At 70.2% G+C, this 20,491-nt stretch carries 20 protein-coding genes; 3 read left to right on the top strand and 17 right to left on the bottom strand.

From position 1 onward, the window contains the following. Window positions 1-36: 36 nt before the first annotated feature. The 14 genes from ACTIGJ_RS04945 to ACTIGJ_RS04880 form a co-directional block, all read right to left on the bottom strand. A complete protein-coding gene (locus tag ACTIGJ_RS04945) occupies window positions 37-558 on the bottom strand; it encodes a type IV pilin protein (RefSeq protein ID WP_439639168.1) in 522 nt (173 codons plus the stop codon). Then, entirely contained in the window at window positions 555-1,028 is a 474-nt protein-coding gene (locus tag ACTIGJ_RS04940) for a type IV pilin protein (protein ID WP_439639167.1), read from the bottom strand. Before ACTIGJ_RS04940 ends, ACTIGJ_RS04945 begins: the two co-directional genes overlap by 4 nt. 5 nt (window positions 1,029-1,033) lie before the next feature. Further along, window positions 1,034-6,187 (bottom strand): pilus assembly protein, encoded by a 5,154-nt coding sequence (locus ACTIGJ_RS04935; RefSeq protein ID WP_439639166.1) that lies wholly within the window; start codon window positions 6,185-6,187, stop codon window positions 1,034-1,036. Next, entirely contained in the window at window positions 6,184-6,801 is a 618-nt protein-coding gene (locus ACTIGJ_RS04930) for a PilX N-terminal domain-containing pilus assembly protein (protein WP_439639165.1), read from the bottom strand. The genes ACTIGJ_RS04935 and ACTIGJ_RS04930 overlap by 4 nt, the downstream gene beginning before the upstream one ends. After that, on the bottom strand, window positions 6,801-7,796 hold the full coding sequence (locus ACTIGJ_RS04925; protein ID WP_439639183.1) for a PilW family protein: 996 nt from the start codon (window positions 7,794-7,796) through the stop codon (window positions 6,801-6,803). Before ACTIGJ_RS04925 ends, ACTIGJ_RS04930 begins: the two co-directional genes overlap by 1 nt. After that, window positions 7,796-8,317 (bottom strand): type IV pilus modification protein PilV, encoded by a 522-nt coding sequence (gene pilV, locus ACTIGJ_RS04920; protein WP_439639164.1) that lies wholly within the window; start codon window positions 8,315-8,317, stop codon window positions 7,796-7,798. Before pilV ends, ACTIGJ_RS04925 begins: the two co-directional genes overlap by 1 nt. Further along, window positions 8,314-8,835: a GspH/FimT family pseudopilin gene (locus ACTIGJ_RS04915; RefSeq protein WP_439639163.1), complete on the bottom strand. Its 522-nt coding sequence runs from the start codon at window positions 8,833-8,835 to the stop codon at window positions 8,314-8,316. The genes pilV and ACTIGJ_RS04915 overlap by 4 nt, the downstream gene beginning before the upstream one ends. A 107-nt stretch (window positions 8,836-8,942) precedes the next feature. After that, window positions 8,943-10,169 carry an aminotransferase class V-fold PLP-dependent enzyme gene (locus ACTIGJ_RS04910; RefSeq protein WP_439639162.1) on the bottom strand — a complete coding sequence of 409 codons (1,227 nt, stop codon included), beginning with the start codon at window positions 10,167-10,169 and terminating at the stop codon, window positions 8,943-8,945. Continuing rightward, window positions 10,166-11,449 (bottom strand): Fe-S cluster assembly protein SufD, encoded by a 1,284-nt coding sequence (gene sufD / locus ACTIGJ_RS04905; protein WP_439639161.1) that lies wholly within the window; start codon window positions 11,447-11,449, stop codon window positions 10,166-10,168. Before sufD ends, ACTIGJ_RS04910 begins: the two co-directional genes overlap by 4 nt. Next, window positions 11,446-12,189 carry a Fe-S cluster assembly ATPase SufC gene (sufC, locus tag ACTIGJ_RS04900; RefSeq protein WP_439639160.1) on the bottom strand — a complete coding sequence of 248 codons (744 nt, stop codon included), beginning with the start codon at window positions 12,187-12,189 and terminating at the stop codon, window positions 11,446-11,448. Before sufC ends, sufD begins: the two co-directional genes overlap by 4 nt. Beyond that, a complete protein-coding gene (locus ACTIGJ_RS04895) occupies window positions 12,182-12,493 on the bottom strand; it encodes a DUF2442 domain-containing protein (protein ID WP_439639159.1) in 312 nt (103 codons plus the stop codon). The genes sufC and ACTIGJ_RS04895 overlap by 8 nt, the downstream gene beginning before the upstream one ends. Beyond that, entirely contained in the window at window positions 12,490-12,750 is a 261-nt protein-coding gene (locus ACTIGJ_RS04890; protein ID WP_439639158.1) for a DUF4160 domain-containing protein, read from the bottom strand. Before ACTIGJ_RS04890 ends, ACTIGJ_RS04895 begins: the two co-directional genes overlap by 4 nt. Window positions 12,751-12,754: 4 nt before the next feature. Next, entirely contained in the window at window positions 12,755-14,242 is a 1,488-nt protein-coding gene (gene sufB, locus ACTIGJ_RS04885) for a Fe-S cluster assembly protein SufB (RefSeq protein WP_439639157.1), read from the bottom strand. Window positions 14,243-14,282: 40 nt separating this feature from the next. Next, window positions 14,283-14,750: an SUF system Fe-S cluster assembly regulator gene (locus ACTIGJ_RS04880; protein WP_439639156.1), complete on the bottom strand. Its 468-nt coding sequence runs from the start codon at window positions 14,748-14,750 to the stop codon at window positions 14,283-14,285. A gap of 131 nt (window positions 14,751-14,881) precedes the next feature. Here ACTIGJ_RS04880 and ACTIGJ_RS04875 point away from each other — a divergent pair, with 131 nt between their 5' ends. Further along, window positions 14,882-15,343, top strand: coding sequence for an acyl-CoA thioesterase (locus ACTIGJ_RS04875; protein WP_439639155.1), 462 nt, complete (start codon window positions 14,882-14,884; stop codon window positions 15,341-15,343). Window positions 15,344-15,347: 4 nt separating this feature from the next. Here ACTIGJ_RS04875 and ACTIGJ_RS04870 read toward each other — a convergent pair whose 3' ends face one another. Then, window positions 15,348-16,289 carry an alpha/beta fold hydrolase gene (locus ACTIGJ_RS04870; protein WP_439639154.1) on the bottom strand — a complete coding sequence of 314 codons (942 nt, stop codon included), beginning with the start codon at window positions 16,287-16,289 and terminating at the stop codon, window positions 15,348-15,350. Window positions 16,290-16,308: 19 nt separating this feature from the next. Between ACTIGJ_RS04870 and ACTIGJ_RS04865 the strand changes: the two genes are divergently transcribed. Then, window positions 16,309-16,647, top strand: coding sequence for a hypothetical protein (locus ACTIGJ_RS04865; protein ID WP_439639153.1), 339 nt, complete (start codon window positions 16,309-16,311; stop codon window positions 16,645-16,647). Between the two features lie 13 nt (window positions 16,648-16,660). Here the strand turns inward: ACTIGJ_RS04865 and ACTIGJ_RS04860 are convergent, their stop codons facing one another. Beyond that, window positions 16,661-17,686 (bottom strand): AraC family transcriptional regulator, encoded by a 1,026-nt coding sequence (locus ACTIGJ_RS04860; RefSeq protein ID WP_439639152.1) that lies wholly within the window; start codon window positions 17,684-17,686, stop codon window positions 16,661-16,663. A gap of 108 nt (window positions 17,687-17,794) precedes the next feature. On the opposite strand from ACTIGJ_RS04860, the gene ACTIGJ_RS04855 reads away from it, so the two are divergent. Then, window positions 17,795-18,805 (top strand): fatty acid desaturase, encoded by a 1,011-nt coding sequence (locus tag ACTIGJ_RS04855; protein ID WP_439639182.1) that lies wholly within the window; start codon window positions 17,795-17,797, stop codon window positions 18,803-18,805. A 98-nt stretch (window positions 18,806-18,903) separates the two neighbouring features. Here the strand turns inward: ACTIGJ_RS04855 and ACTIGJ_RS04850 are convergent, their stop codons facing one another. Further along, the gene (locus ACTIGJ_RS04850) at window positions 18,904-20,472 is read right to left on the bottom strand and encodes a fatty acyl-CoA synthetase (RefSeq protein WP_439639151.1); all 1,569 of its coding nucleotides are present in this window, start codon (window positions 20,470-20,472) and stop codon (window positions 18,904-18,906) included. Window positions 20,473-20,491: the final 19 nt, after the last annotated feature.

The following is a 20,491-nucleotide window of genomic DNA, read 5'->3' as shown; positions in this document are numbered from 1 at the left end:
ACGCCATAGCACTCGCGCTTGGTTGTACACGCTGCACTAGCGTCCCCAGCATTCCTCGACGCTTCCCGGTGTGGCGCTGCGCCGGCCGTTGGCCTGCAGGCTCAGCGTCAGGCAGTTGCGATCGCCGAGCTGGCCGTGCAGCGCGCGGGCGGTCAGCGTGTAGTCGCGGCGCTGGCCGAGCGCGTCGGCCTCGGCCGCCAGCAGGCGGATGCCGTAGATGCTGTCGTCGTAGCCGGCATCGCCGACATCGCCGATCACCTGGCCGCGCGCGGTGATGAAGAACTCGCGCTCGGCGCCGAAGCCGCGGTCGGCGCCGATCAGGTAGAAGTCGAAGGTGTCCGGGTAACCGCCGCGGCGCAGCGCTTCCACTTCCAGTTTCGCGGCCAGGTCGACCAGCAGCGTCCGCACCACGGCACGGTTGGCGCGCAGCACGTAGCTGCGGTAGCTCGGCACCGCCAGGGTCGCCAGCAGGCCGACGACGACGACCGCCGCCATCAGCTCCAGCAGCGTGAAGCCGGACGACCGGCGGCGGCGCAACGGATGGGCAGGCGCGGTCATCGGCCGGGCTTGAAGTCCCAGCCGGGCAGCAGGCGGTCCGGCGCATCCGGCCGGCTGTGCAGATGGGTCAGGCGCAGGCCGGGGCTGCCGACCGACGGGTCCACGCACAGCACCAGATCGCCGTCGTCCGCCTGGCGGCCCTCGCCCCGGGCGCGCAGCGCGTAGCGGCCGCTGGCGGCGCCGGCGCCGCAGATGCGGCCGTCGCCGAGGCTCAGCAGATAGGCCGGCGTCTCGCCGCAGCGCTCCGGCACGCCGGCGGCGGCCAGCGTGGCGGCGGCGCTGCCGGTTTTCGCTTCGTGCTGCGCCAACCGGTATTCGGCGTCGATCAGGCAGCTGGCGCCGGTGCTGCGGCCGGCTTCCAGCTGGTAGGCGCGATAGGTGGGCAGCGCCACCATCGACAGGATGCCGACGATCGCGATCACCACCAGCAGTTCGATCAGGGTCACGCCGGCCGTTTTCCGTCTGCGCAAGGGGTTCATTCCGGATGATTCTCGCGCCAGTCGATTTCGCCCGAGTGCAGGCCGCCGGCGTCGCGCGCCTGGCGCTGGTCGACCGCGCCGGTGATCGACGGCAGGCTGATCGTGTAGCCGCCGGGACGGCCGTTGGAAGGGGCCGCGACCCGCAGGCTGGGCGCACCGGCCAGGCCCTGGCCGAGCGGCGCGAAGGCGATGGGCGGTGCGCCGACCACGGCCGTGTTGCGCAGCACCGGTCGCTGCGCGCGCGGCGCACCGGTCAGGAAGTTGACGGCGAACAGCCGGCTGCTGCCCTGGTCGTTGCACAGCGCCTCGGCCGGCGTGTAGGCGGTCGCGAACAGCGTGCGGTCGAGCAGCACGGTGTCCGCCGCCAGCCGTTCGGCAGCGCTGCCGCCGACGTCGGCGGTCAGCCGGAACAGCCAGCCGCCGCTGCCGCCGACGCCGGCATCGTTGCCGCGGATCGCATCGACCAGCATCGACTCGTTGCTGATGCCGGCGCCGAGCCCGCTGACCACGCCGCCATCGGCGACCACGGCGCTGCTGGTATCGGTCAGCGCGCTGAGCCGTGGCGGAGTGCTGCCGGCGGTGGCCCGGTCGATGACGCCGAACAGGACCTGCGGCGCGCTGCTGGCGCGATCGGCGCCGGCCAGGTAGCGGCCGGTGCCCGACAGCAGCCAGCGGTTGCCGAATTCGTCCTGGGTCACCGACGGTGCGTGCAGCACCGACCCCTGGGTGTCCAGCACCACGGCCGGCACCGACCAGCTGGCCACCGGCGGCAAGGCGCGGCGGCCATCGAGGCCGGGCGGTGGCGGATTGAACGCCAGCCGGAACAGCTTGCCGGCCGGTGCCGCCGCGCTGCCGCCGCTGGTGCCGAAGTACAGCGCGTCGGCCCGGTAGTCGAGGTCCCAGTCGACCGCCACCGGATCGCCGATGAAGCTGGCCGGCGCCTGCGACGGGAAGTCCGCCTCGTCGCTGCCGATGCCGTCGCCACGGAAGGTTTCGATCGCGTCGTCCAGGCTCCGCGCCGGATCGAGCAGCGTGCCGAGATTGGCGGCGAACAGCCGCGCGCTGCGCCGCGACACGACGTTGTTCAGTTCCTGCAGGTCCGGACCGTTGCCGGCGAACAGGTACCAGGCGTCGCTGCGGGTGGCCGGGTCGGTGCCGGTGGCGAAGCCGGCCACGGCCGGCCGCGCCGTCGTGAAGCCGAGCATGCCGCGTTCCCGGTCGCGGTCGGCGATCTCGGCGATCACCCGGGGCGGCTGCTCCGGGTCGGTGATGTCGAGCACCACGTAGGCGGAGCGGGTGGTGAAGGTGCCGCGCTCGCGCAGGCCGGTGGCGAAGTCGGCGAAGCGCGCGTGGTTGCCGCCGCCGGCCTGCACGTCGGGGATGTTCAGCTCGCCGCCGCCCAGCCGCATGCCGACCACCAGCAGCGTGCCCCAGCCGTCCGGATGCGTGGCGTCGGCCGGAAACGCGCGGACATCGAAGGCGCTTGGCGTACCGTCGAGCAGCCACTGATGGCCGTAGTCCGGTGCTGCCAGAAAGCCCAGATGCGGTAGCAGGTTGAACGGCAGATAGGCCCACAGCTCGCTGCCCAGCGGATGCTCGGTGACACCACCGCCGGCCGGCGCGGTGGCGAAGCCGCGATCGTCGGCACGCCGGAAGCCGGCGTTGAACGCATGCAGCAGGCCGTCGTTGGCGCTGACATAGACCACCTGCCGGCGCGCCCGGTACTGGCGGAAGAAGGCGGCATAGGAGCGGTCGCCGTACAGCAGGTCGTAGGCATCGGCCGGCGCGGCGACCAGCAACGGCTGGCCGTGCACGATGTCGCCGAGCCGCTGGGTCTGCAGACCGGTGCCGTCGCGATCGATCACCCGGCTGCGCAGGCCGGGATGGTCGTTGCCGCGCACCCAGTCGACCAGCGCCGCCGCTGCCTCCGGGCCGTCGACGTTCAGCACCCCCTGGCGGCCGGCCGTGAAGCGGGCCGGCAGGAAATCGACGGTTTCACCGGTCTGCGCCTTGCCGTCGAGATTCAGGTCCAGGAAGGTCAGGATGTGCCGGCCGCGCACGGCCGGTGCCCGATAGGCCCGCTGTTCGCCGACCTCGGCCTGCGCCGCCAGCTGTGGGCGGGCGCTCCAGACGGTGCGCAGCTGCTGCAGGTCGTCGATCACCGTGAACGCGCCCGGTGCGGTCGCCGGGTTGTCGCGGAAGCGGCGGAAGCGGGTCTGCTGGGCGTCGGCATCGAAGTACAGCTGCACCACCGGGTGCTGGGCGTAGTCGCTTTCGTCGAGCACGCCGTCGCGGCTCGGGTCGTCCTCGCGCAGCTGGCCGTCGCGATCGACGAACAGGGCCTGCACGTTGCCGATCCAGTCGACGCTGCGGCCGCCGCGATCGGTGGCGCGCGATTCGTAGACGGTCTGGATGGCCAGGCCGTTGCCCTGCGTGAAACCGGACTGCACGCCGACCCGGCGCGCCTGGGCCAGGCTGCTGCGCGCCAGCACCGAGCCCAGCACCTGACGCAGGCGGTCGCCGATCTGGCCGGCGTCGCGCAGCGCGTGATAGTGGTCGGCCACGCAGTCCGGCCGGCTGGCGCCATCGCGGTCGTAGCGGTCCCACGAGGTTTCGGTGCAGCCGCCGGTGCCGGTGCCGGCGGCTTCCGGCAACGGATCGACGGCCGCCGGGTCGACCGTGAAGCTGCCGTAGCGGGCCGCCAGTTCCAGCGGCCCGGGCTGCGACCGCACCGCCGGCCGGGCCGTGTAGCTGCGCACCGCCACCGCATTCCAGCTGGCCGGCAGCGGCTGCGTCGGCGCCAGAAGCCGGTTGCGGGCGTCGCCGGCGCCGGCGATGGCCGGCCGGCTCAGCAGCAGATGGCTGCCGTCGTTGCCGCCACCGGCGGTGCCGTTGATCACGTAGCCGTGCAGCATCGCCGCACCCGGCGCGCCGGACAGCGTTTCGACCCGCACCAGCAGCTCGTCGCCGCCGATGCTGCGCAGCGCGCCGTCGACGCAGTCGGGCGTCGTGCCGTTGGCTACGCCGAAGCAGAGGCCGTCGCGGCTGCCGGGCGGCGGCTGCGGCAGGCATTCGCTGCCGACACACCAGCTGATCAGCTCCGCGCCCCGGCTGTCGTGGCGGCCGCCGTACGGCGCGTCGTGCCAGGCGACATAGAGGCTGCCGGAGCGGCCGCTGGCCGACAACGGCCGGCCCAGCAGGCGGCCGTCGGCATCCTGGATCGGCCCGGCAAGCGCCGAGCTGAACGCGCATTGCCGGCGCGGGCTGGCCGGATCGGACGGCGCGGCGCTGCCGGCCAGCGACTGGCAGCTGGGGCTCAGGGTCAGCAGCCCGGCGTCGGTGCGGATCGGGATGACCGGCAGCGGATCGTCGAATTCCAGCGCGTAGAACGCTGCCGACTGCCGGCCGGCGAGGTCCGGCCGCAGGTCGCGCACATGGCCGAGATAGGCGACCCCGGCGGCCAGATAGCTGCCGTCGCGGGCCGGCGCCGTTGGGCACAGGCCGCGCAGCGTCGACAGCCGCTCCGGCGGACTGGCCGGGCGCTGGCACAGGGCGGCGTCGAGGCGTTCGTCGGTGGTGGCCGGCGGGCGCGTCTCGAGGCGGCCGACCAGCTGCAGCGGATCGAGCCCTTCGGCGCTGCCGATGCGGTCGGTGGCATCGGCCCAGGCGGCGGCGGGAATGCTGCCGGCGATCTTCAGCGGCAGGTCCGGCAGCTCGTCGGCATCGAAGCTGCCGGGGCCGTTGCTGATCATCACCACGCTGCAATCGACGCAGGCGCCGAGTTCGCGCAGCGGATCGCGCCAGTCCGGTGCGTCCTGTCCCGGCAGCAGCGCGCGCTCGGCATCGGCCGAGGCGAAAAAGGCCGGCGACGGGCCGGCCGCACCGGCCAGATAGCGCAGCGATTCGGCCAGGATTTCCGCGACCGGGTTGCCGTGGTTGCTGCATTCCTGGCCGTCGAGAGGCCCCGGCCGACGGATGCCGTTGCCGCCGGCCGCGCGGGTGAACAGTGGCTCGCCCCGGCAGTCGCGATAGCCGCCGTCGGGGTCGTCGAGGCTGGCGTAGCGGGTGATGCGCAGCCGTTCGAGCGCGCTGATGACGCCGCCGGCAGCGGCCGACGGCGGGCAGAACTGGCCGCTGGACAGGCGGATCTCGTCGCCGCTGGCGCAGGCCGCCGGATCGTTGCCGTTGCCCACCAGCGGCAGGATGTTGCGCCGCAGCTGGCCGCCGGAGCGCGGCCGCGACGCGCTGCGGGCAATCAGGCCGAAGCGGACGGTGCCGGCTTCGCCGTAGCGCTGCAGCACGCCAACCGGCTTGAGGCTGCCGGCCGGATAGCGCTGGCAGACGCCTTCCTGCACCGGCGCCGCCGCCGAGCAGACTTCCACCCGCACCGGGAAGTCGGCGATCGCCGTGGCCGGCACGCCCGGCGCGCCGGCCCGGTCGTCGCAATGGCCGTGGTCGGTCGACGCCCACAGCGGCGCGGCGCCGGCGGCCACCCGCAGCAGCGGTTCGCCGGGCGAAGCGCCGCCGACGCTGCGGCTGACGTTGCAGAACGACATCACGGCAGCGGCCGGGGCCGGCATCAGCTGCGCCAGGTCGGCGCCGCCGTAGATCTTGACCCAGGCGTGGCTGTCGTCCGGCACGTCGGCGCGTTCGAGCACGGTGAGGCTGTCGCTGTCGACCTGCCGGTGGCCGCCGTACAGCGCGTGGCGGATCAGGTCGAGCCGGGTCATCGTCAGCCAGTTCAGGAAGTTGCCGCTCCAGCGCCCGCTGCAGCGGTGCGCGCTGGCCGTGCTGGCGGCGCGGAAGCGGCTGCCGTCGTGGTCGTAGCAGAGCCGGTCGTCGAAGTAGCCGGCGTAGCGGTGGTCGTTGCGGTAGTCGGTGTCGATCAGGCCATCGCCGTCGAGGTCGGCCAGGTCGTCGTAGGCACGCCGGTGGGCCTGTTCGTCGATCGCCAGCCCGAGCATCACCAGCGGCGTCACCGCCTTGCGGGTGGTCAACGGCAGCGCCACGAAATCGGCGGCAGCTTCCAGTGACAGCCGGCCCAGCACGATGCTGGCCTGGGCCACCGTGGCGCCGGGCAGCGTCAGGCACGCGCCGCAGACGCCGAGCAGCGCCAGCAACCGCCCGAGCTGTTGCAGCGGACGGCTCATCGGCGGATCACGTAGCGGTAGACGGCGGCCGTGTCGTAGCCGGCTTCCGGCGCGCTGCTGCCGGTGGCCGGACGGTCGCTGCCGCGGCTGTAGACGTGGAAGAAGATCTGCGCACCGCCGCTGGCGCTGCCGACGCCGGTGCCGCCGTAGCCGGCGGCCTGGGCCTGGCCGGCGCCGGTCACGGTGGTCCGGTACAGGCGCTGCACCCAGGCGCTGCCGTGCGCGGCCGGCGGCCGGTCGCGGTCGTAGCGGGCATCGGCCGGCGCACCGGCCGGCATCGCGACGAAGGCGGCGTCGGCGTCCAGGCACCAGTTGCCGTCGTCGAGCACGCGCAGCCCCGGTACGGCGCGCAGGGCGCTGGGGTCGTCGTCGCGGGTCAGGCCGTCGCGGCCGGCCTGCGCGCACAGGCGGTCGATCTGCCGGCCGGCCAGCGTGCGGGTGATTTCCGACGCCGCGAACGCTTCGGCCCGCAGCGTGTTGTTGGCGGTCGACTTCACTTCCAGCCCGGTGCCGCGAATGGCGGCCAGCGCCACCAGCGTCAACAGCACCAGGAACACGACGGCGGTGACCAGCGCATAGCCGCGCGGTCGGGCTGCCGGCGCCGGGCGCGACATCAGCCGCGCACCCGGTTGCGCAGCTGCACTTCCTGCACCACGAGACGGCGCTGGAAGCGGGCGTCAGCGTCGCTGTAGCGGCTGGCGCAGCTGGAGCGGGCCGGGCCGTAGCAGCGGCTGGCGGTCAGCGCGTATTCCTGGGTATCGACCAGGTTGTCGCGCTCGTCGCCACGGGCGATGAAGCTCACGCGAACGCTGAGCACCTGCCGCCAGTCGCCGATGTCGGCGGCTTCGCGGTAGCGATCGACCTGCTGGTCGTCATTGCTGTCGACTCCGAAGCTGAAGGCCAGCATCTCGATTCCGTCCACCAGTTGCACCGTGGTCAGCGACGACCGGTCCAGTTCGAGCATGGCCAGGGTCGGCACCGGGCCGCTGCCGAAATCCTGCGTCTGCAAGTGGAAAACGGCAATTTTCAGCTTGTAGTTGAACACGCCGCTTTCGGGGCCGCCCGGCGGCGAACGGCGGATGTCGTCGAGATCGGCGTCGCGGACATCGAACAGCAGGCCGCCGTGACCGAGGCTGGCGCGCAGGTACAGCGGCCCGCGTTCGACGGCGCTGCGGCTCAGCGCGGCGTCGCGGGTGAAATCGTCCGGGCTGGCGAAGCGGACGGCGAGGGCGTCGGAGCCGCTGACGTAACGGGTCAGGCAGCCGGCTGGCATGCCGACCGGCCGGCTGGCCGCGCCGGCGTAGCCGAGCAGCCCTTCCGCCGGGTTCATGATCCAGGCCTTTGTGCAGCTGCCCTTGCCGATGGCGGTGGGGCCGGGCCGCACGCGCACCTCGGTGCTGGCAACACCGCCCCAGAAATCGGCCTGGCGCAGGTAGCGGTTGAAGTAGTCGGAGGCGACGCGGATGTTTTCCTGCATGCGGCTGGTGCTTTCCTGCACCCGGTAGCTCTGCTTGGAAATCACGAACACCCGGGCGATGCCGACCAGCAGCAGCAGCGCCACCACCAGCGTCACCATCAGCTCGACCAGCGAAAAGCCGCGCGGGCGCATCACGGCAGGTAGCCGAGGCGCACGCAGTGCAGCGCGTCGCAGTCGATGCGGTCCGGCCGGCGGCGGCTGCCGTCCCAGTAGACGGTGACGATGCGCAGGCTGTCGGCGGCGCAGACGCCATCGTCGCAGGCGATCGACAGGTGGCTGCCGGGCAGCACGCCGCGCGGGCTGCTGGGCAAGTTGGCGGTGTCGGCGGACGACGACAGCTGGGCGTAGATCGCGGCGATGTCCCACTGCGCCTGCTCGACCGGCGAACAGGCGCTGGCGGCGCAGTTGACCGGCGCCGGTGCAGGCCGGGCGTCAGCGTCGAGGGCATAGGCGCCGCTGCGCACGCCTTCGCGGTTGGCGCGCATCCGTTCGGTCATCGCCTGCGCCAGCGACGAGGCGAGCGTGTACTGGTAGGCCATCAGGTTGTTCGACAGCGCTGCCGATTGCAGGCCGGCGATGCCGAGCAGGCCGATGGCCAGCACCAGCACGGCGACCAGCACCTCGACCAGCGTCATGCCGGCGGCCCGCCTCATGGCCGCTCGACTCTCGGCCGGCCGGTCGGGCTGATCACCACCTGGCGTTCGAAGCGCGCCCCCGAAGTGGCGGCGACCGTGAAGCTGGCGGCGTCGAGCATCCGGCCGAGGCCGCTGTAGCGGATGTACGGGCGATCGCCGTTCTTGGTGATCCGGGCGCAGGTGCTGAGCGGCCGCTCGACCTTCAGCAGCGGCTCGGCCACGGTGCCCGCATAGAGGTGGTCCCCGTCGCTGTCGACGAACATCAGATAGCCCTGGTCCCAGCTGCCGGCACTGCTGCTGGCGCAGTGCTCGCCGTCGACGCTCAGGCAGACGGTCACCGTGCGGTCGCGCTTCAGGGCTTCGCTGCGCGCTGCGGTCAGCACCGTCAGCAAGGTGTTGGCGGTGGTCACCGTGCAGTTCTGGCGGACGGTGGCGCTGAAGCTCGGCAGGCCGACCACCAGCAGGATCGACACGACGATCAGGGCCACCATCAGTTCAAGCAGGGTGAAGCCGTTGGCGCGAGGGCTCGTATCCATGATCTCCAGCCGCGAGGCCGCGCCGCATGATCGGGCGCACCTCGGTGCAGTCGATCATACGGCCGGCACCGGCACAACGATGCGCTGCAGGGGCTGCCGACCGGCGCTCAGGCCAGCAGGCGGCTGGCCTTGCGCAGCGCCATCGCCAGCTGCTCGAGATCCTCGCGATTGTTGTAGGCCGCCAGCGAGGCGCGCACCGTCGCCGGCACGCCGAAACGGGCCATCAGCGGCATCGTGCAATGGTGGCCGGTGCGCACCGCGACGCCGTACTGGTCGAGCAGCGTGCCGATGTCCTGGGCATGGCCGGCGGCCATCACGAAGGACATCACGCCGCCCTTGTTCTTCGCGGTGCCGATCATCCGCAGGCCGGGAATGTCGGCCAGCAAGGCCGTGCCGTCGACCAGCAGCTGGTGCTCGTGGGCGGCGATCGCTTCGAGCCCGACCGACTCGATCCAGTCCAGCGCCGCTGCGAAACCGACCGCGCCAGCCATGTCCGGCGTGCCGGCCTCGAAGCGGTACGGCGCTTCGTTCCAGGTGCTTTCCTCGAAGCTGACGGTGCGGATCATGTCGCCGCCGCCATGCCAGGGCGGCATCGCGTCGAGATGCGCACGCTTGGCGACCAGACAGCCGAAGCCGGTCGGGCCGTAGGCCTTGTGCGCCGAGCAGGTGAAGAAGTCCGCGCCCAGCGCCGGGAAGTCGACCGCGATGTGGGCGACCGACTGGGCGCCGTCGACCAGCACCGGAATGCCGCGCGCCTTTGCCGCAGCAATCATCTTTTCAACCGGGTTGACGGTGCCGAGCGAGTTCGACACATGAACCACGGCGATGAACTTGGTGCGCTCGTTGAGCAGCGCGGTCCAGGCCTCGAAGTCCAGCGCGCCGTCGTCGAGCACCGGCGCGGCGATGATCTTCGCGCTCTTTTCCTTCGCCACCAGCTGCCAGGGCACGATGTTCGAGTGGTGCTCCATGCCGGTCAGCAGCACTTCGTCACCGGCGGCAAGACGGGGCCGCAGGAAGCTGTAGGCGACCAGGTTGATCGCTTCGGTGGTGCCACGGGTGAAGACGATCTCCTCGCGCGCGGTGTTGAACCAGCGGGCGATGCGGTCGCGTGCGCCTTCGTAGGCGGTGGTCGCCCGCTCGGCCAGGTCGTGCACGGCGCGGTGCACGTTGGAATTCTGGTGGCGGTAGTAGCGGTCGATCGCCGCCAGCACCGTTTCCGGCTTCTGCGTGGTGGCCGCGTTGTCCAGATAGGCCAGGCGGCCGCCGCGCACCGGTTCGGCCAGGATCGGGAACTGGGCGCGGATGGCGTCGACGTCGTAGCCGGGCGCGCTCATTCGGCGTCTCCGAAGGCGAGGTCGAGCTCGTTCGCCGGCAGCCCGAGCCGCTCGGCGATCAGCGCCTGCAGCGCCGGCCAGCCGAGCCGTTCCAGCGTTTCGGTGGCGAACGCGCGCAGCAGCAGTGCCCGTGCCTCGGCCTGCGGAATGCCTCGGCTGCGCAGGTAGGCCAGCGCCACCGCGTCGAGCTGGCCGACCGTCGCGCCGTGGGCGCATTTGACGTCGTCGGCGTGGATTTCCAGATCCGGCTTGGCGTTGACCTCGGCCTTGCGCGACAGCAGCAGGTTGGCCAGCCGCTGTTCGGAATCGGTCTTCTGGGCGCCGGGTCGAACGACCACGCGGCCATTGAAGATGGCCTTGGCGTGGGCATCGACGATGCCGCGCGCGACGATCCGGCTGGTGCCGTGCGGTGCCGCGTGGACGATGCGCACCAGGTCGTCGACATGGGCGCCGCTGGCCGGCACCTGCAGCGAGGTGGCATGCAGTTCCGCGCCGCTGCCTTCCAGGCGGACATCGGCGCGGTGCCGGCCGAGACCGCCGCCGACGGCGATGCCTGACAGGTGCAGCTGGGCGTCGCGGTCGAGCCGGGCATCGAGCCGGGTCAGCAGCGTGGCGCCGGCGGTTTCGCCGGACAGCCGGTGCAGGTGGAGGCGCGCGCCGGCAGCCAGCGTCACCTCGATCACATGGGTGGCGAGCCTCGTGCCGCCGTGGCCGACGAACTGCAGCAGCACCGTTGCCTCGGCCTGCGTGCCGAGCACGATCCGGTGCCGCTGGTGGCTCATCAGCGGCGTATCGCCGGCTTCCGACTGCAGCACCACCTGCAGCGGCTGGACCGCGCGCTGGCCGGCGGCCACCGTGCAGACCAGCCCGCGGCTGGCGTAGGCCGCATTCAGCGCGTCGATGCCGCCGTCGTCCTGGGCGCCGTCGTCGTCGCTGCCGGCAGCGGCGGACGCGGCCAGCGCCAGGCCGTCGAAGGCGGCGGCGCTGCTGGCAGCGCGGTCGAGCACGCCATTGCGATAGACCAGCAGCGCGCAGCCGGGCAGCGCGGCGATCGGCGTCGAAGCCTCTTCAGCGCCGGCGGCGTCGGCACCGGCCAGCTGGTAGCCGGCGTCGGCCTGCGCCGCCAGGTCGGTGTAATGCCAGGCCTCGTCGGCCGGGCCGGGAAAGCCGGTGGCGGCGAAACGCTGGAACTGGCGGCGACGGCGCGCCTGCTCGGCCACGTCGTGGCTGCCGACCCACTGCTCGAAGCGGTCGGCCCAGGTGGAAGTAAGCTCGCTCATGCCGCCTCCAGCCAGCCGTAGCCCTTTTCCTCGAGTTCCTTGGCCAGTTCCGGGCCACCGCTGCGGACGATCCGGCCGCGCGCCAGAACATGGACGAAATCCGGCTGCACGTAGTCGAGCAGGCGCTGGTAGTGGGTGACCAGCACGGTCGAGCGTTCCGGCGAGCGCAGCGCGTTGATGCCGTCGGACACGATCTTCAGCGCGTCGATGTCGAGGCCGGAATCGGTTTCGTCGAGGATCATCAAGGTCGGCTGCAGCACCAGCATCTGCAGGATCTCGTTGCGCTTCTTCTCGCCGCCGGAGAAGCCTTCGTTGACGCCGCGCGACAGCATCTTCGGATCGATCTTGACCTTCTTCGCCTGCTCGCGGACCCAGGCCAGGAAATCGTTCGGCGCAATCTCGCTTTCGCCTTTCAGCTTGCGGCGCGCGTTCACCGCCGCTTTCAGCAGGGTCATGTTGCTGACGCCGGGGATTTCGACCGGGTACTGGAAGCCGAGGAAGATGCCTTCGCAGGCACGCACTTCCGGGTCCAGCGCCAGCAGGTCGCGGCCGTTGAACAGGATGCTGCCGTCGGTGACCTGGTAGCCGTCGCGGCCGGCGATGACGTTGGAAAGTGTGGACTTGCCGGCGCCGTTGGGGCCCATGATCGCGTGGACTTCGCCCGGGCGGATGCGCAGGTTCAGGCCCTTGAGGATTTCCTTTTCTTCGACGCGGGCGTGCAGGTTTGTGATGTCAAGCATGGACGGTGTGCGGCTCCAGATAGCCCCAGTCGGCGAACTGCCGCTGCAGGCCGGGTTCATGCGCGAATGCGCGGAAATACAGGTATTCGGGGGCAAGATCGAGATCGCCGGTCCAGTGCAGGGTGCCGTGCTCAAGCCGGAAATCGGCCAGCACGGCGGGGTCGCGCAAGGGTGCGAAGACCGGCGGCAGAGCGCCGTCGAGCAGCGCCGAGAAATCGACGGTGCCACTGCGTCCATCGCTGAACGTGAGTTGCAAGACGTGCCCTTGCACGCAATGCGCTGCGGTGATCAGCGGCAGACTCATGCCAGCGGCTCGATCTTGTGGAACTGGCCGGTGGTGCTCAGTTCGGTCCAGTTTTCAAGCAGTTCGTCGCGATGCATCGAACCCCATTCGACCACCAGGCTCAGCACCCGTGGCGGCAGCTGTCCTTCGATCATGCCGAGCGTGGAGATCGCGATCTGCGCCCGGTAGTCGTTGTACTGGACGTGAAAGTGCGGCGGGTTGTGGTCCTTGAAATACATCGTGATGACGATGCCGAGAAAGCGGCTGATTTCCGGCATCGCCTTACCCGACAGCGCCTTCAAGTGACACTGCCAGCAGCTTCTGCGCCTCGACGGCGAACTCCATCGGCAGTTCCTTGAACACGTCCTTGCAGAAGCCGTTGACGATCATCGACACCGCTTCTTCCTCGCCGATGCCGCGCGCCCGGCAGTAGAACAGCTGGTCGTCGGAGATCTTCGAGGTGGTGGCTTCGTGTTCGAGCGTCGCGCTCGGGTTGCGCACTTCGGTGTACGGGAAGGTGTGGGCGCCGCACTGGTCGCCGATCAGCAGGGAATCGCACTGCGTGTAGTTGCGCGCGCCTTCGGCGGAATCGAGCATCCGCACCAGACCGCGATAGCTCTGCTGGCCGCGACCGGCGGCGATGCCTTTGGAGACGATCGTCGACTTGGTGCGCTTGCCGACGTGGATCATCTTGGTGCCGGTGTCGGCCTGCTGGCGGTGGTTGGTCAGCGCCACCGAGTAGAACTCGCCGACCGAGTCGTCGCCTCGGAGGATGCAGCTCGGATACTTCCAGGTGATCGCCGAACCGGTCTCGACCTGGGTCCAGGAAATCTTCGAACGCGGGCCACGGCAGTCGCCGCGCTTGGTGACGAAGTTGTAGATGCCGCCGCGGCCTTCTTCGTCGCCGGGATACCAGTTCTGCACGGTCGAATACTTGATCTCGGCATCGTCGAGCGCCACCAGCTCGACGACGGCTGCGTGCAGCTGGTTCTCGTCGCGCTGCGGCGCCGTGCAGCCCTCGAGGTAGCTCACGTGGCTGCCTTCGTCGGCGATGATCAAGGTGCGCTCGAACTGGCCGGTATTGCGCTCGTTGATGCGGAAGTAGGTGCTCAGCTCCATCGGGCAGCGGGTGCCTTTCGGGATGTAGACGAACGAGCCTTCGGTGAACACCGCCGTGTTCAGCGCGGCGTAGAAGTTGTCAGCGAACGGCACTACCGAGCCGAGATACTTCTTGACCAGTTCCGGGTGCGTCTTCACCGCTTCCGACAGCGGGCAGAAGATCACGCCGGCCTCGGCCAGCTTCTTCTTGAAGGTGGTGCCGACCGACACCGAATCGAACACCACGTCGACCGCCACGTTCTGCACGCCGGCCAGCATTTCCTGCTCGCGCAGCGGAATGCCGAGCTTCTTGTAGGTTTCCAGCAGCTTGGGGTCGACCTCGTCGAGCGACTTCGGGCCGTCCTTCATCGACTTCGGCTGCGAGTAGTAGGAGATCGACTGGTAGTCGACCTTCGCGTAATGGACGTTCGCCCATTCCGGCTCGGCCATCGTCAGCCAGCGGCGATAGGCCTTGAGGCGGAAGTTCAGCAGCCACTCCGGCTCGTCCTTCTTGGCCGAGATCAGGCGGATGACATCCTCGGAAAGACCGGGCGGAACCTTGTCGGCCTCGATGTCGGTGATGAAGCCGGCGCTGTAGAGCTTCCGGCTGGCAACCATTTCGGTCACCTCGCGGATGTTCTGGGTCGCTGCGGCGTCTGGACTGGCTGCCATGGCGGTTGCTGATCCTGTGGTCGGAATGGAATTCGGGCTGTCAGCCGGCACGGTGCGGAACGCTGCCCAGTGCGGCCGGCGGCTTGATGCGGGTGACGGCGCCCGGCCGCGGTGCCGCCATGTCGGCCAGGGTCACTGCCGACAGCGCCTGGCGGACCGCGTCGTCGATCAGCCGCCAGTTCGAGCGCGACGTGCAGCTGCCTTCGATCGTGCAGCCGCCGCCGTGCTGGGCGCAGGCGGTGATGGCGATCGGCCCTTCGAGCGCGCTGACCACTTCGGCCACGGTGATGTCTTCGGCAGGTCGCGCCAGCTGGTAGCCGCCGTGGGCACCGCGCGTCGATTCCACCAGCCCGCCCTTGACCAGCAGCTTCAGCAGCTTGGCGACCGTCGGCGCCGAGACATGCGAACGCGCGGCCAGCTCCTGGGCGTTCAGCACCGTCGCTGGCGCGCGCGCCAGCGTGGTCATCACGAGCGTGCCGTAGTCGGTCAGCTTGGCAATCTTGAGCATGGCGGGGGCCTGTCGGCGGATACCGGACTGGAATGGTGCGGATTATAAGGGACGCCGCGCCCGCGGGTGCCGGGTGGTGGCGGAGTCGGCGACAATCGCCACCCGTTCCTGCCCGATGGATGCCGATCCGAATGAGCGACACGCCGCCCGCCCGCCTCGACTGGGATGTGGTCTACCCGCACGTGCTGCCGGTGATCGTGCAGCCAGAAGACACCGACGGCATGGGCCACACCAACAACGTCGCCTATCTCGGCTGGCTGGAACGGGTGGCCTGGGATCATTCCCACAAGCTCGGCATGACCCTGGAACGCTACCGGACGCTCGATGCCGGCTGCGTCGTGCGCCGCCACGAGCTGGACTACTTCGCGCCGACCTTCGCCGGGGAACAGCTGCTGCTCGGCACCTGGATCATCGAGAACGACGCCCGGCTGACCATGTGGCGCGGCTACCAGATCATCCGCCCGGCCGATCGCAAGGTCGTGCTGCGCGGCAAGACGCTGTGGGTCTGCGTCGACATGAAGCACGGCCGGCCCCGGCGGATGCCGCCGGAATTCGCCGTCTACGTCGCCGCCCAGCCGGCGCCGCGCGGCTGAGACTTCAGCGCAGCCAGCGCAGGACCGGCGCTTCTCCCAGCCGGCCGGTGACGATCGCGTTCTGGCCGAACTGACGGCCCAGCTCGGCGGCGCTGTCATCGGGCGGATCGATCAGCAGCTCGGAGGCCTCTGCCGGCCATTGGCCCGCCGGGTCCAGGCCGGTGGCCGGCAGATGGCGAATGCCCTGCGCCTGCAACGTGGCCTGCAGGTGCGCGCTGGCCGCCGCGTTGCGAGCCTCGTCGACAGCCACTCCGAGCGGATTGCAGGCGGTGACGATCGCCCAGCGCTGCACCACGCCCTGCGCGGCCAGCCAGCGATCGGCCTCGGCATCGACGACACCGATGCGGCGTTCGATGCCCGTTGCGATCCGGTAACGCGCCTGCCGGTAGGCGGCGTGCAGCCGGGCCTGATCGAGCAGCTCACCGAGCAAGGTCGCCAGCTCCGGCAGCCGTTCGTTCAGCGTGTGGCCGGCGTCGAGCATCGTCAGCGGCACCCGGTGCGTCGCGGCGTAGCGGATCGCCTTGTCCGGCACCACGATGTCGTCGCCCCAGCCGTGCACCACCCGGGTCAGCGCCGGCGGCTGCGGCGGCGCCCGGTCGTAGCCGGGGAAGTACAGCGCCGGCGCGATCAGGAACAGCGCGTCCGGATGCAGCGCGCCGGCCGCCATTGCCGACACGTAACCGCCCATGCTCGACCCCGCCAGCACCACGGCGCCGCGCGCTTTCGGCGCCAGCGCGATCAGCTGGGCGACTCTCAGGTCGGGGTCCGGCTGCTGTCTATAATCCGGGCTGACAACCGTATAGCCATGCGCCCGGGCGGTTTCGGCGAGATGGCGGATCTTGGTGCCCCAGGGGCCGCTCTCCTTGCCGTGGGCGAACACCAGCAGATGCTCGGGCAGGGCATCAGGAGCGGCCGGAGGGCGGGTGGTTTCGTCGGCGTTGCGCATCGGGAGCGAGGGCGGGAACGTGAAGAACGACAAGAAGAACGACGGAAAGGCTGGCCGCAAGGCAGGCGGCAGCATCATAGGCAACGCCGCCCGCGCGCGACGCAGCGCCGAGCCGCTCGAAGTCAAGCTGACCCTGCGCTACCGCTTCGGCGACGAACCCGACGACACCGTGACGGTGATGGACGACCGCGCGATCCCGATGGTCGACAGCGTGTTCAAGAACCGCGACCGCATCGTCCGCGCCCTCGCCATGACCCTGGTCCGCGCCGGCATCACCCGGCCGAAGGTGGTCAGCGAACTGGTGCCGGGTATCGGCCTGCTGCGCAAGGTGACCGGGCGGAAGGGCAACAAGCGCTAGCGACCGAGGTCGTTCAGCCCGGCTTCCATCGACTCGGCGCCACCCCGGTCCAGCGCCGGAAGGCATGGGTGAAGCTCGACGTGTCCGAGAACCCGAGCAGGTAGGTGATCTCGCTGATCGAGTGCCGCGCCTCGCGCAGGTAGGACGTCGCCAGTTCTCGGCGCAGCTCGTCGAGCACGTCCTGGTAGCGGGTGCCTTCGTCGGCCAGCCGCCGTTGCAGGCTGCGGCTCGACAGGTGCAGCGCTTCGGCGGCGCGATCCTGCGAGGGCTCGCCGCGCGGTAACTGCTCGATCAGCACGGCGCGCAAGCGCTCGCGGACCAGCAGCTTGCCGAAGCGGGCCAGGTAGCGGGCCGCCACTTCGTCGTTCTGGCGGGCCAGTTCCGGGTTGGCGAACTCCAGCGGCGCGTCGAAGGCTGCAGCGGCGAACAGCAGCCGGTTCTCGGCGGCGTCGAACAGCACCGGGCAGCGGAAGGCGCGCTGCCAGGGCGTCGGGTCCGCCGGTGCAGGGCGCATCAGCCGCACTTCCAGCGGCGCGTGATCGCGGCGATACAGGCCACGGCACAGGCGCACGACGACATAGGCGAAGGCATCGACGGCTTCCGGGATCGGCGCATGGCCGTCGCCGGTGGCGGCGATCGCGTAATGGCAGGTGTCGCCATCGCAGCCGAAGCGCAGCTCGGCGCCATCGCTGACCACGCGGAAGTAGCGGATCAGCCGTTTGAAGGCTTCGCGCAGCGTGGCCGACGCCACCAGCGAGTAGCCGAGCGCGTGGAAGCTCAGCACGCCGGCTTCGCGGGCCACCTTCAGCGCGAACGCCGGGTCACCGGTGGCGGCCACGGCCAGCTGCCAGAGCCGGTTGGTACGGGCCACCGGATAGCGGGCCTGGGCGTCGCCGAGGGCGGCGATATCGAGCCCGGCCTCGGCGAACAGCGCGGCGCTGTCGACACCGGCGGCATCCAGGGATTTGCGGATCGCCCGCGCCCAGCTGGTCAGCGTGGTGGCGGTGGTGAGCGGTGACTTGTCGTGCACGGACAACATCGTGGCGTCGGCGATCAGGCGGGAAAGGCGGGCGGAGCGAACAATGCGGCGCATCGTAACCCCACGTTGCACGAGGAGCGTTGAGTGAGCACCGTCGACCCGAGCCGCATGACCGATGAACAGAAGGCCGCCCACATCAAGGCCGTGGTGAGCGCCGAAGGCCAGCGCCTGCGCGAGCGCTATCCGATCCTGAAATCGCAGGACGCCATCGGCGCGGCGATCCTGGCGCTGGCCTGGGCCGGGATCGTCGCCAGCGGCTGGGCTTACTACGCGGGCCTGATCAGCGCCTGGCTGTGCATTCCGCTGGTCGCGGTGTTCGCTTCACTGACCCACGAGCTGGAACACGACCTGATCCACTGGATGTACTTCAAGAAGCAGCCGTGGGCGCATCACACGATGATGGCGCTGGTCTGGCTGGCGCGGCCGACCACGATCAATCCCTGGGCGCGGCGCACCTTGCACTTCAACCACCACAAGTTTTCCGGCCAGGCCAACGACCTGGAGGAGCGGGCGATCACCAACGGCGAGCGCTGGGGCGTGAAGCGCCTGCTGATGACCGGCGACAACCTGCTGTCAGTGGCGCTGCGGATGGGCAAGGTACCGAAGCACAAGCGCCTGAAGCTGTTCGTCAGCGCAGCGGCCGGCTACTTCCCGCTCGGCTGGGTGCAGATCGGCCTCTGGTACAACTTCCTCGGCTTCCATGCGCTGAACGGGCTGGCGCTGCTGGCCGGCACCGAGATCGGCTGGTGGGGCTGGATTCAGTCGACCATGCAGGTGGTCGATTTCCTGGTCGTCGCCTGGATCGCGCCGAACGTGCTGCGCAGCTTTTCACTGCATTTCGTCAGCTCGAACATGCACTACTTCGGCGATGTCGAGCCGGGCAACGAGCTGCAGCAGTGCCAGGTGCTGAACGCCTGGTGGATGACGCCGTTCCACCTGTTCTGCTTCAACTTCGGCTCGACCCACGCGATCCACCATTTCGTGGTCAAGGAGCCGTTCTACATTCGCCAGATGACCGCGCCGGTGGCGCACCGGGTGATGCGCGAGATGGGCGTGCGCTTCAACGACCTCGGCACCTTCCGGCGTGCCAACCGCTGGACCCGCACGGCCACCGCCTGAGCGCGGCAGCGGCCCGGATACGGCGGCGCCAGCGCCGCGTCACCTCAGGCCAGGACCCACGCCGCCCGCGACTGACCGTCGCCGGCGGCGTTGTCATTTCAGCCGGTCGCGAACATCGCTTCCGAGCCGGTGTGCGCCTTGCGCAGCTCGCGTTTCAGGATCTTGCCGGCGGTGTTGCGCGGCAGGTTCGGCACGAAGATCACCTGCTTCGGCACCTTGTACGGGGCCAGTGTCGCCTTGGCGTGGGCGATCAACAGCTCCTCGGTCGCGCTGGCGCCGTCGCGCAGCACCACGAACGCAGCCACCGCCTCGATCCACTTCGGATCGGGCAGCGCGACGACCGCGACCTCCGACACCGCCGCGTGGGTCAGCAGCGCTTCCTCGACCTCGCGGCTGGCCACCAGCACGCCGCCGGTGTTGATGACGTCCTTGACGCGATCGGCGATGAAAAGATAGCCCTCGTCGTCGAAGTAGCCGAGGTCACCGGAGCGGAACCAGCCGCCGGCGAAGGCTTCGGCGGTCTGCTCCGGCTTGTTCCAGTAGCCCAAGGTCAGCTGCGGGCTGCGGTGGACGATCTCGCCGAGCGTGCCCGGCGGGCAGTCGTTGAACTGCTCGTCGACGACGCGCGTCTCGACATTGAACACCGGCCGGCCGGCCGAAGCAGGACGCGCCTCGTGCTCGTGCGGGCGCAGCACGGTGGCCATCGGCGCGATTTCGGTCTGGCCGTAGCAGTTGAACGGCTGCGCCTTCGGCAGCCGCTGGCGCAGCTCCTGCAGCACCGGCACCGGCATGATCGAGGCGCCGTAATACACCTTCTCCAGCGACGACAGGTCGCGCGTGGCGAAATCCGGATGGCGCAGCAGGCTGATCCAGACCGTTGGCGGGGCGAAGAACGAGGTGATCCTTTCCTGCTCGATCAGTTCCAGCACGCGGGCTGGTGCCGGGGCGTCGATGATCATCTGCCAGGCGCCGACCAGCAGGTGCGGCATCGTGAACACGTGCATCTGGGCCGTGTGATACAGCGGCAGTGCCGCCAGCGCGCGATCGGTGGCGCGCAGTTCCAGATCCTGGATGCAGGTCTGGTATTCGGCCTGGATGCCGGCATGGCTCAGCATCGCGCCCTTCGGCGCCGCCGTGGTGCCGGAGGTGTACAGGAACTGCGCGACCGAGCTGTCGTCGACCGGATAGTCGGTATCCGGCAGCGGGCCGGACAGGGCGATGCTCAGCAGGTCCTCGCCCGGCGCGCCGCGCAGCAGGCGGGTGGCTGGCTGGTCGGCGCCGAGCACGTCGAGGTTGGCCGCCAGATCGGGATCGCTGAGCACCAGCGCCGCGCCGGACTGCTTGACCAGGTAGATCAGCTCGTCGCCGGTCAGCGCGTAGTTGATCGGCACATGGATGGCGCCGAGCCGGGTGCAGCCGAGAAAGGCGATCAGGTAAGCATCGGAGTTCTTGCCGTAGCTCAGCACCCGGTCCCCGGCCTTGAGGCCGAGGCTGGCGTAGAAGCCGGCCACGCGGTCGGCGGCCTGGTTCAGTTCTTCGAAGCTCCACTGGCGATCGGCATAGGCCAGCGCCGGGCGGTTGCGCTGGCGGCGGGCACTGCGGCGCAGCGCGTCACCCAGCGTGTTGCGGCGGGCACGGACGATCTCGGGCGAAAGGCTCAGGCTCACGGTTCGGTTCTCGCGGTGG

It is taken from the genome of Nevskia sp. (assembly GCF_051860985.1).
In the GTDB taxonomy this organism is placed as follows: domain Bacteria; phylum Pseudomonadota; class Gammaproteobacteria; order Nevskiales; family Nevskiaceae; genus Nevskia.
Note: the sequence above shows the minus strand (reverse complement) of the source record. Positions and strands in the feature narration are given on the sequence as shown.

Coding starts and splice junctions, on each gene's coding strand:
- ACTIGJ_RS04945 (WP_439639168.1), bottom strand. CDS start 558: ATGACCGCGCCTGCCCATCCGTTGCGCCGCCGCCGGTCGTCCGGCTTC.
- ACTIGJ_RS04935 (WP_439639166.1), bottom strand. CDS start 6,187: ATGAGCCGTCCGCTGCAACAGCTCGGGCGGTTGCTGGCGCTGCTCGGC.
- ACTIGJ_RS04930 (WP_439639165.1), bottom strand. CDS start 6,801: ATGTCGCGCCCGGCGCCGGCAGCCCGACCGCGCGGCTATGCGCTGGTC.
- ACTIGJ_RS04925 (WP_439639183.1), bottom strand. CDS start 7,796: ATGCGCCCGCGCGGCTTTTCGCTGGTCGAGCTGATGGTGACGCTGGTG.
- pilV (WP_439639164.1), bottom strand. CDS start 8,317: ATGAGGCGGGCCGCCGGCATGACGCTGGTCGAGGTGCTGGTCGCCGTG.
- ACTIGJ_RS04915 (WP_439639163.1), bottom strand. CDS start 8,835: ATGGATACGAGCCCTCGCGCCAACGGCTTCACCCTGCTTGAACTGATG.
- ACTIGJ_RS04910 (WP_439639162.1), bottom strand. CDS start 10,169: ATGAGCGCGCCCGGCTACGACGTCGACGCCATCCGCGCCCAGTTCCCG.
- sufD (WP_439639161.1), bottom strand. CDS start 11,449: ATGAGCGAGCTTACTTCCACCTGGGCCGACCGCTTCGAGCAGTGGGTC.
- sufC (WP_439639160.1), bottom strand. CDS start 12,189: ATGCTTGACATCACAAACCTGCACGCCCGCGTCGAAGAAAAGGAAATC.
- ACTIGJ_RS04895 (WP_439639159.1), bottom strand. CDS start 12,493: ATGAGTCTGCCGCTGATCACCGCAGCGCATTGCGTGCAAGGGCACGTC.
- ACTIGJ_RS04890 (WP_439639158.1), bottom strand. CDS start 12,750: ATGCCGGAAATCAGCCGCTTTCTCGGCATCGTCATCACGATGTATTTC.
- sufB (WP_439639157.1), bottom strand. CDS start 14,242: ATGGCAGCCAGTCCAGACGCCGCAGCGACCCAGAACATCCGCGAGGTG.
- ACTIGJ_RS04880 (WP_439639156.1), bottom strand. CDS start 14,750: ATGCTCAAGATTGCCAAGCTGACCGACTACGGCACGCTCGTGATGACC.
- ACTIGJ_RS04875 (WP_439639155.1), top strand. CDS start 14,882: ATGAGCGACACGCCGCCCGCCCGCCTCGACTGGGATGTGGTCTACCCG.
- ACTIGJ_RS04870 (WP_439639154.1), bottom strand. CDS start 16,289: ATGCGCAACGCCGACGAAACCACCCGCCCTCCGGCCGCTCCTGATGCC.
- ACTIGJ_RS04860 (WP_439639152.1), bottom strand. CDS start 17,686: ATGTTGTCCGTGCACGACAAGTCACCGCTCACCACCGCCACCACGCTG.
- ACTIGJ_RS04855 (WP_439639182.1), top strand. CDS start 17,795: ATGACCGATGAACAGAAGGCCGCCCACATCAAGGCCGTGGTGAGCGCC.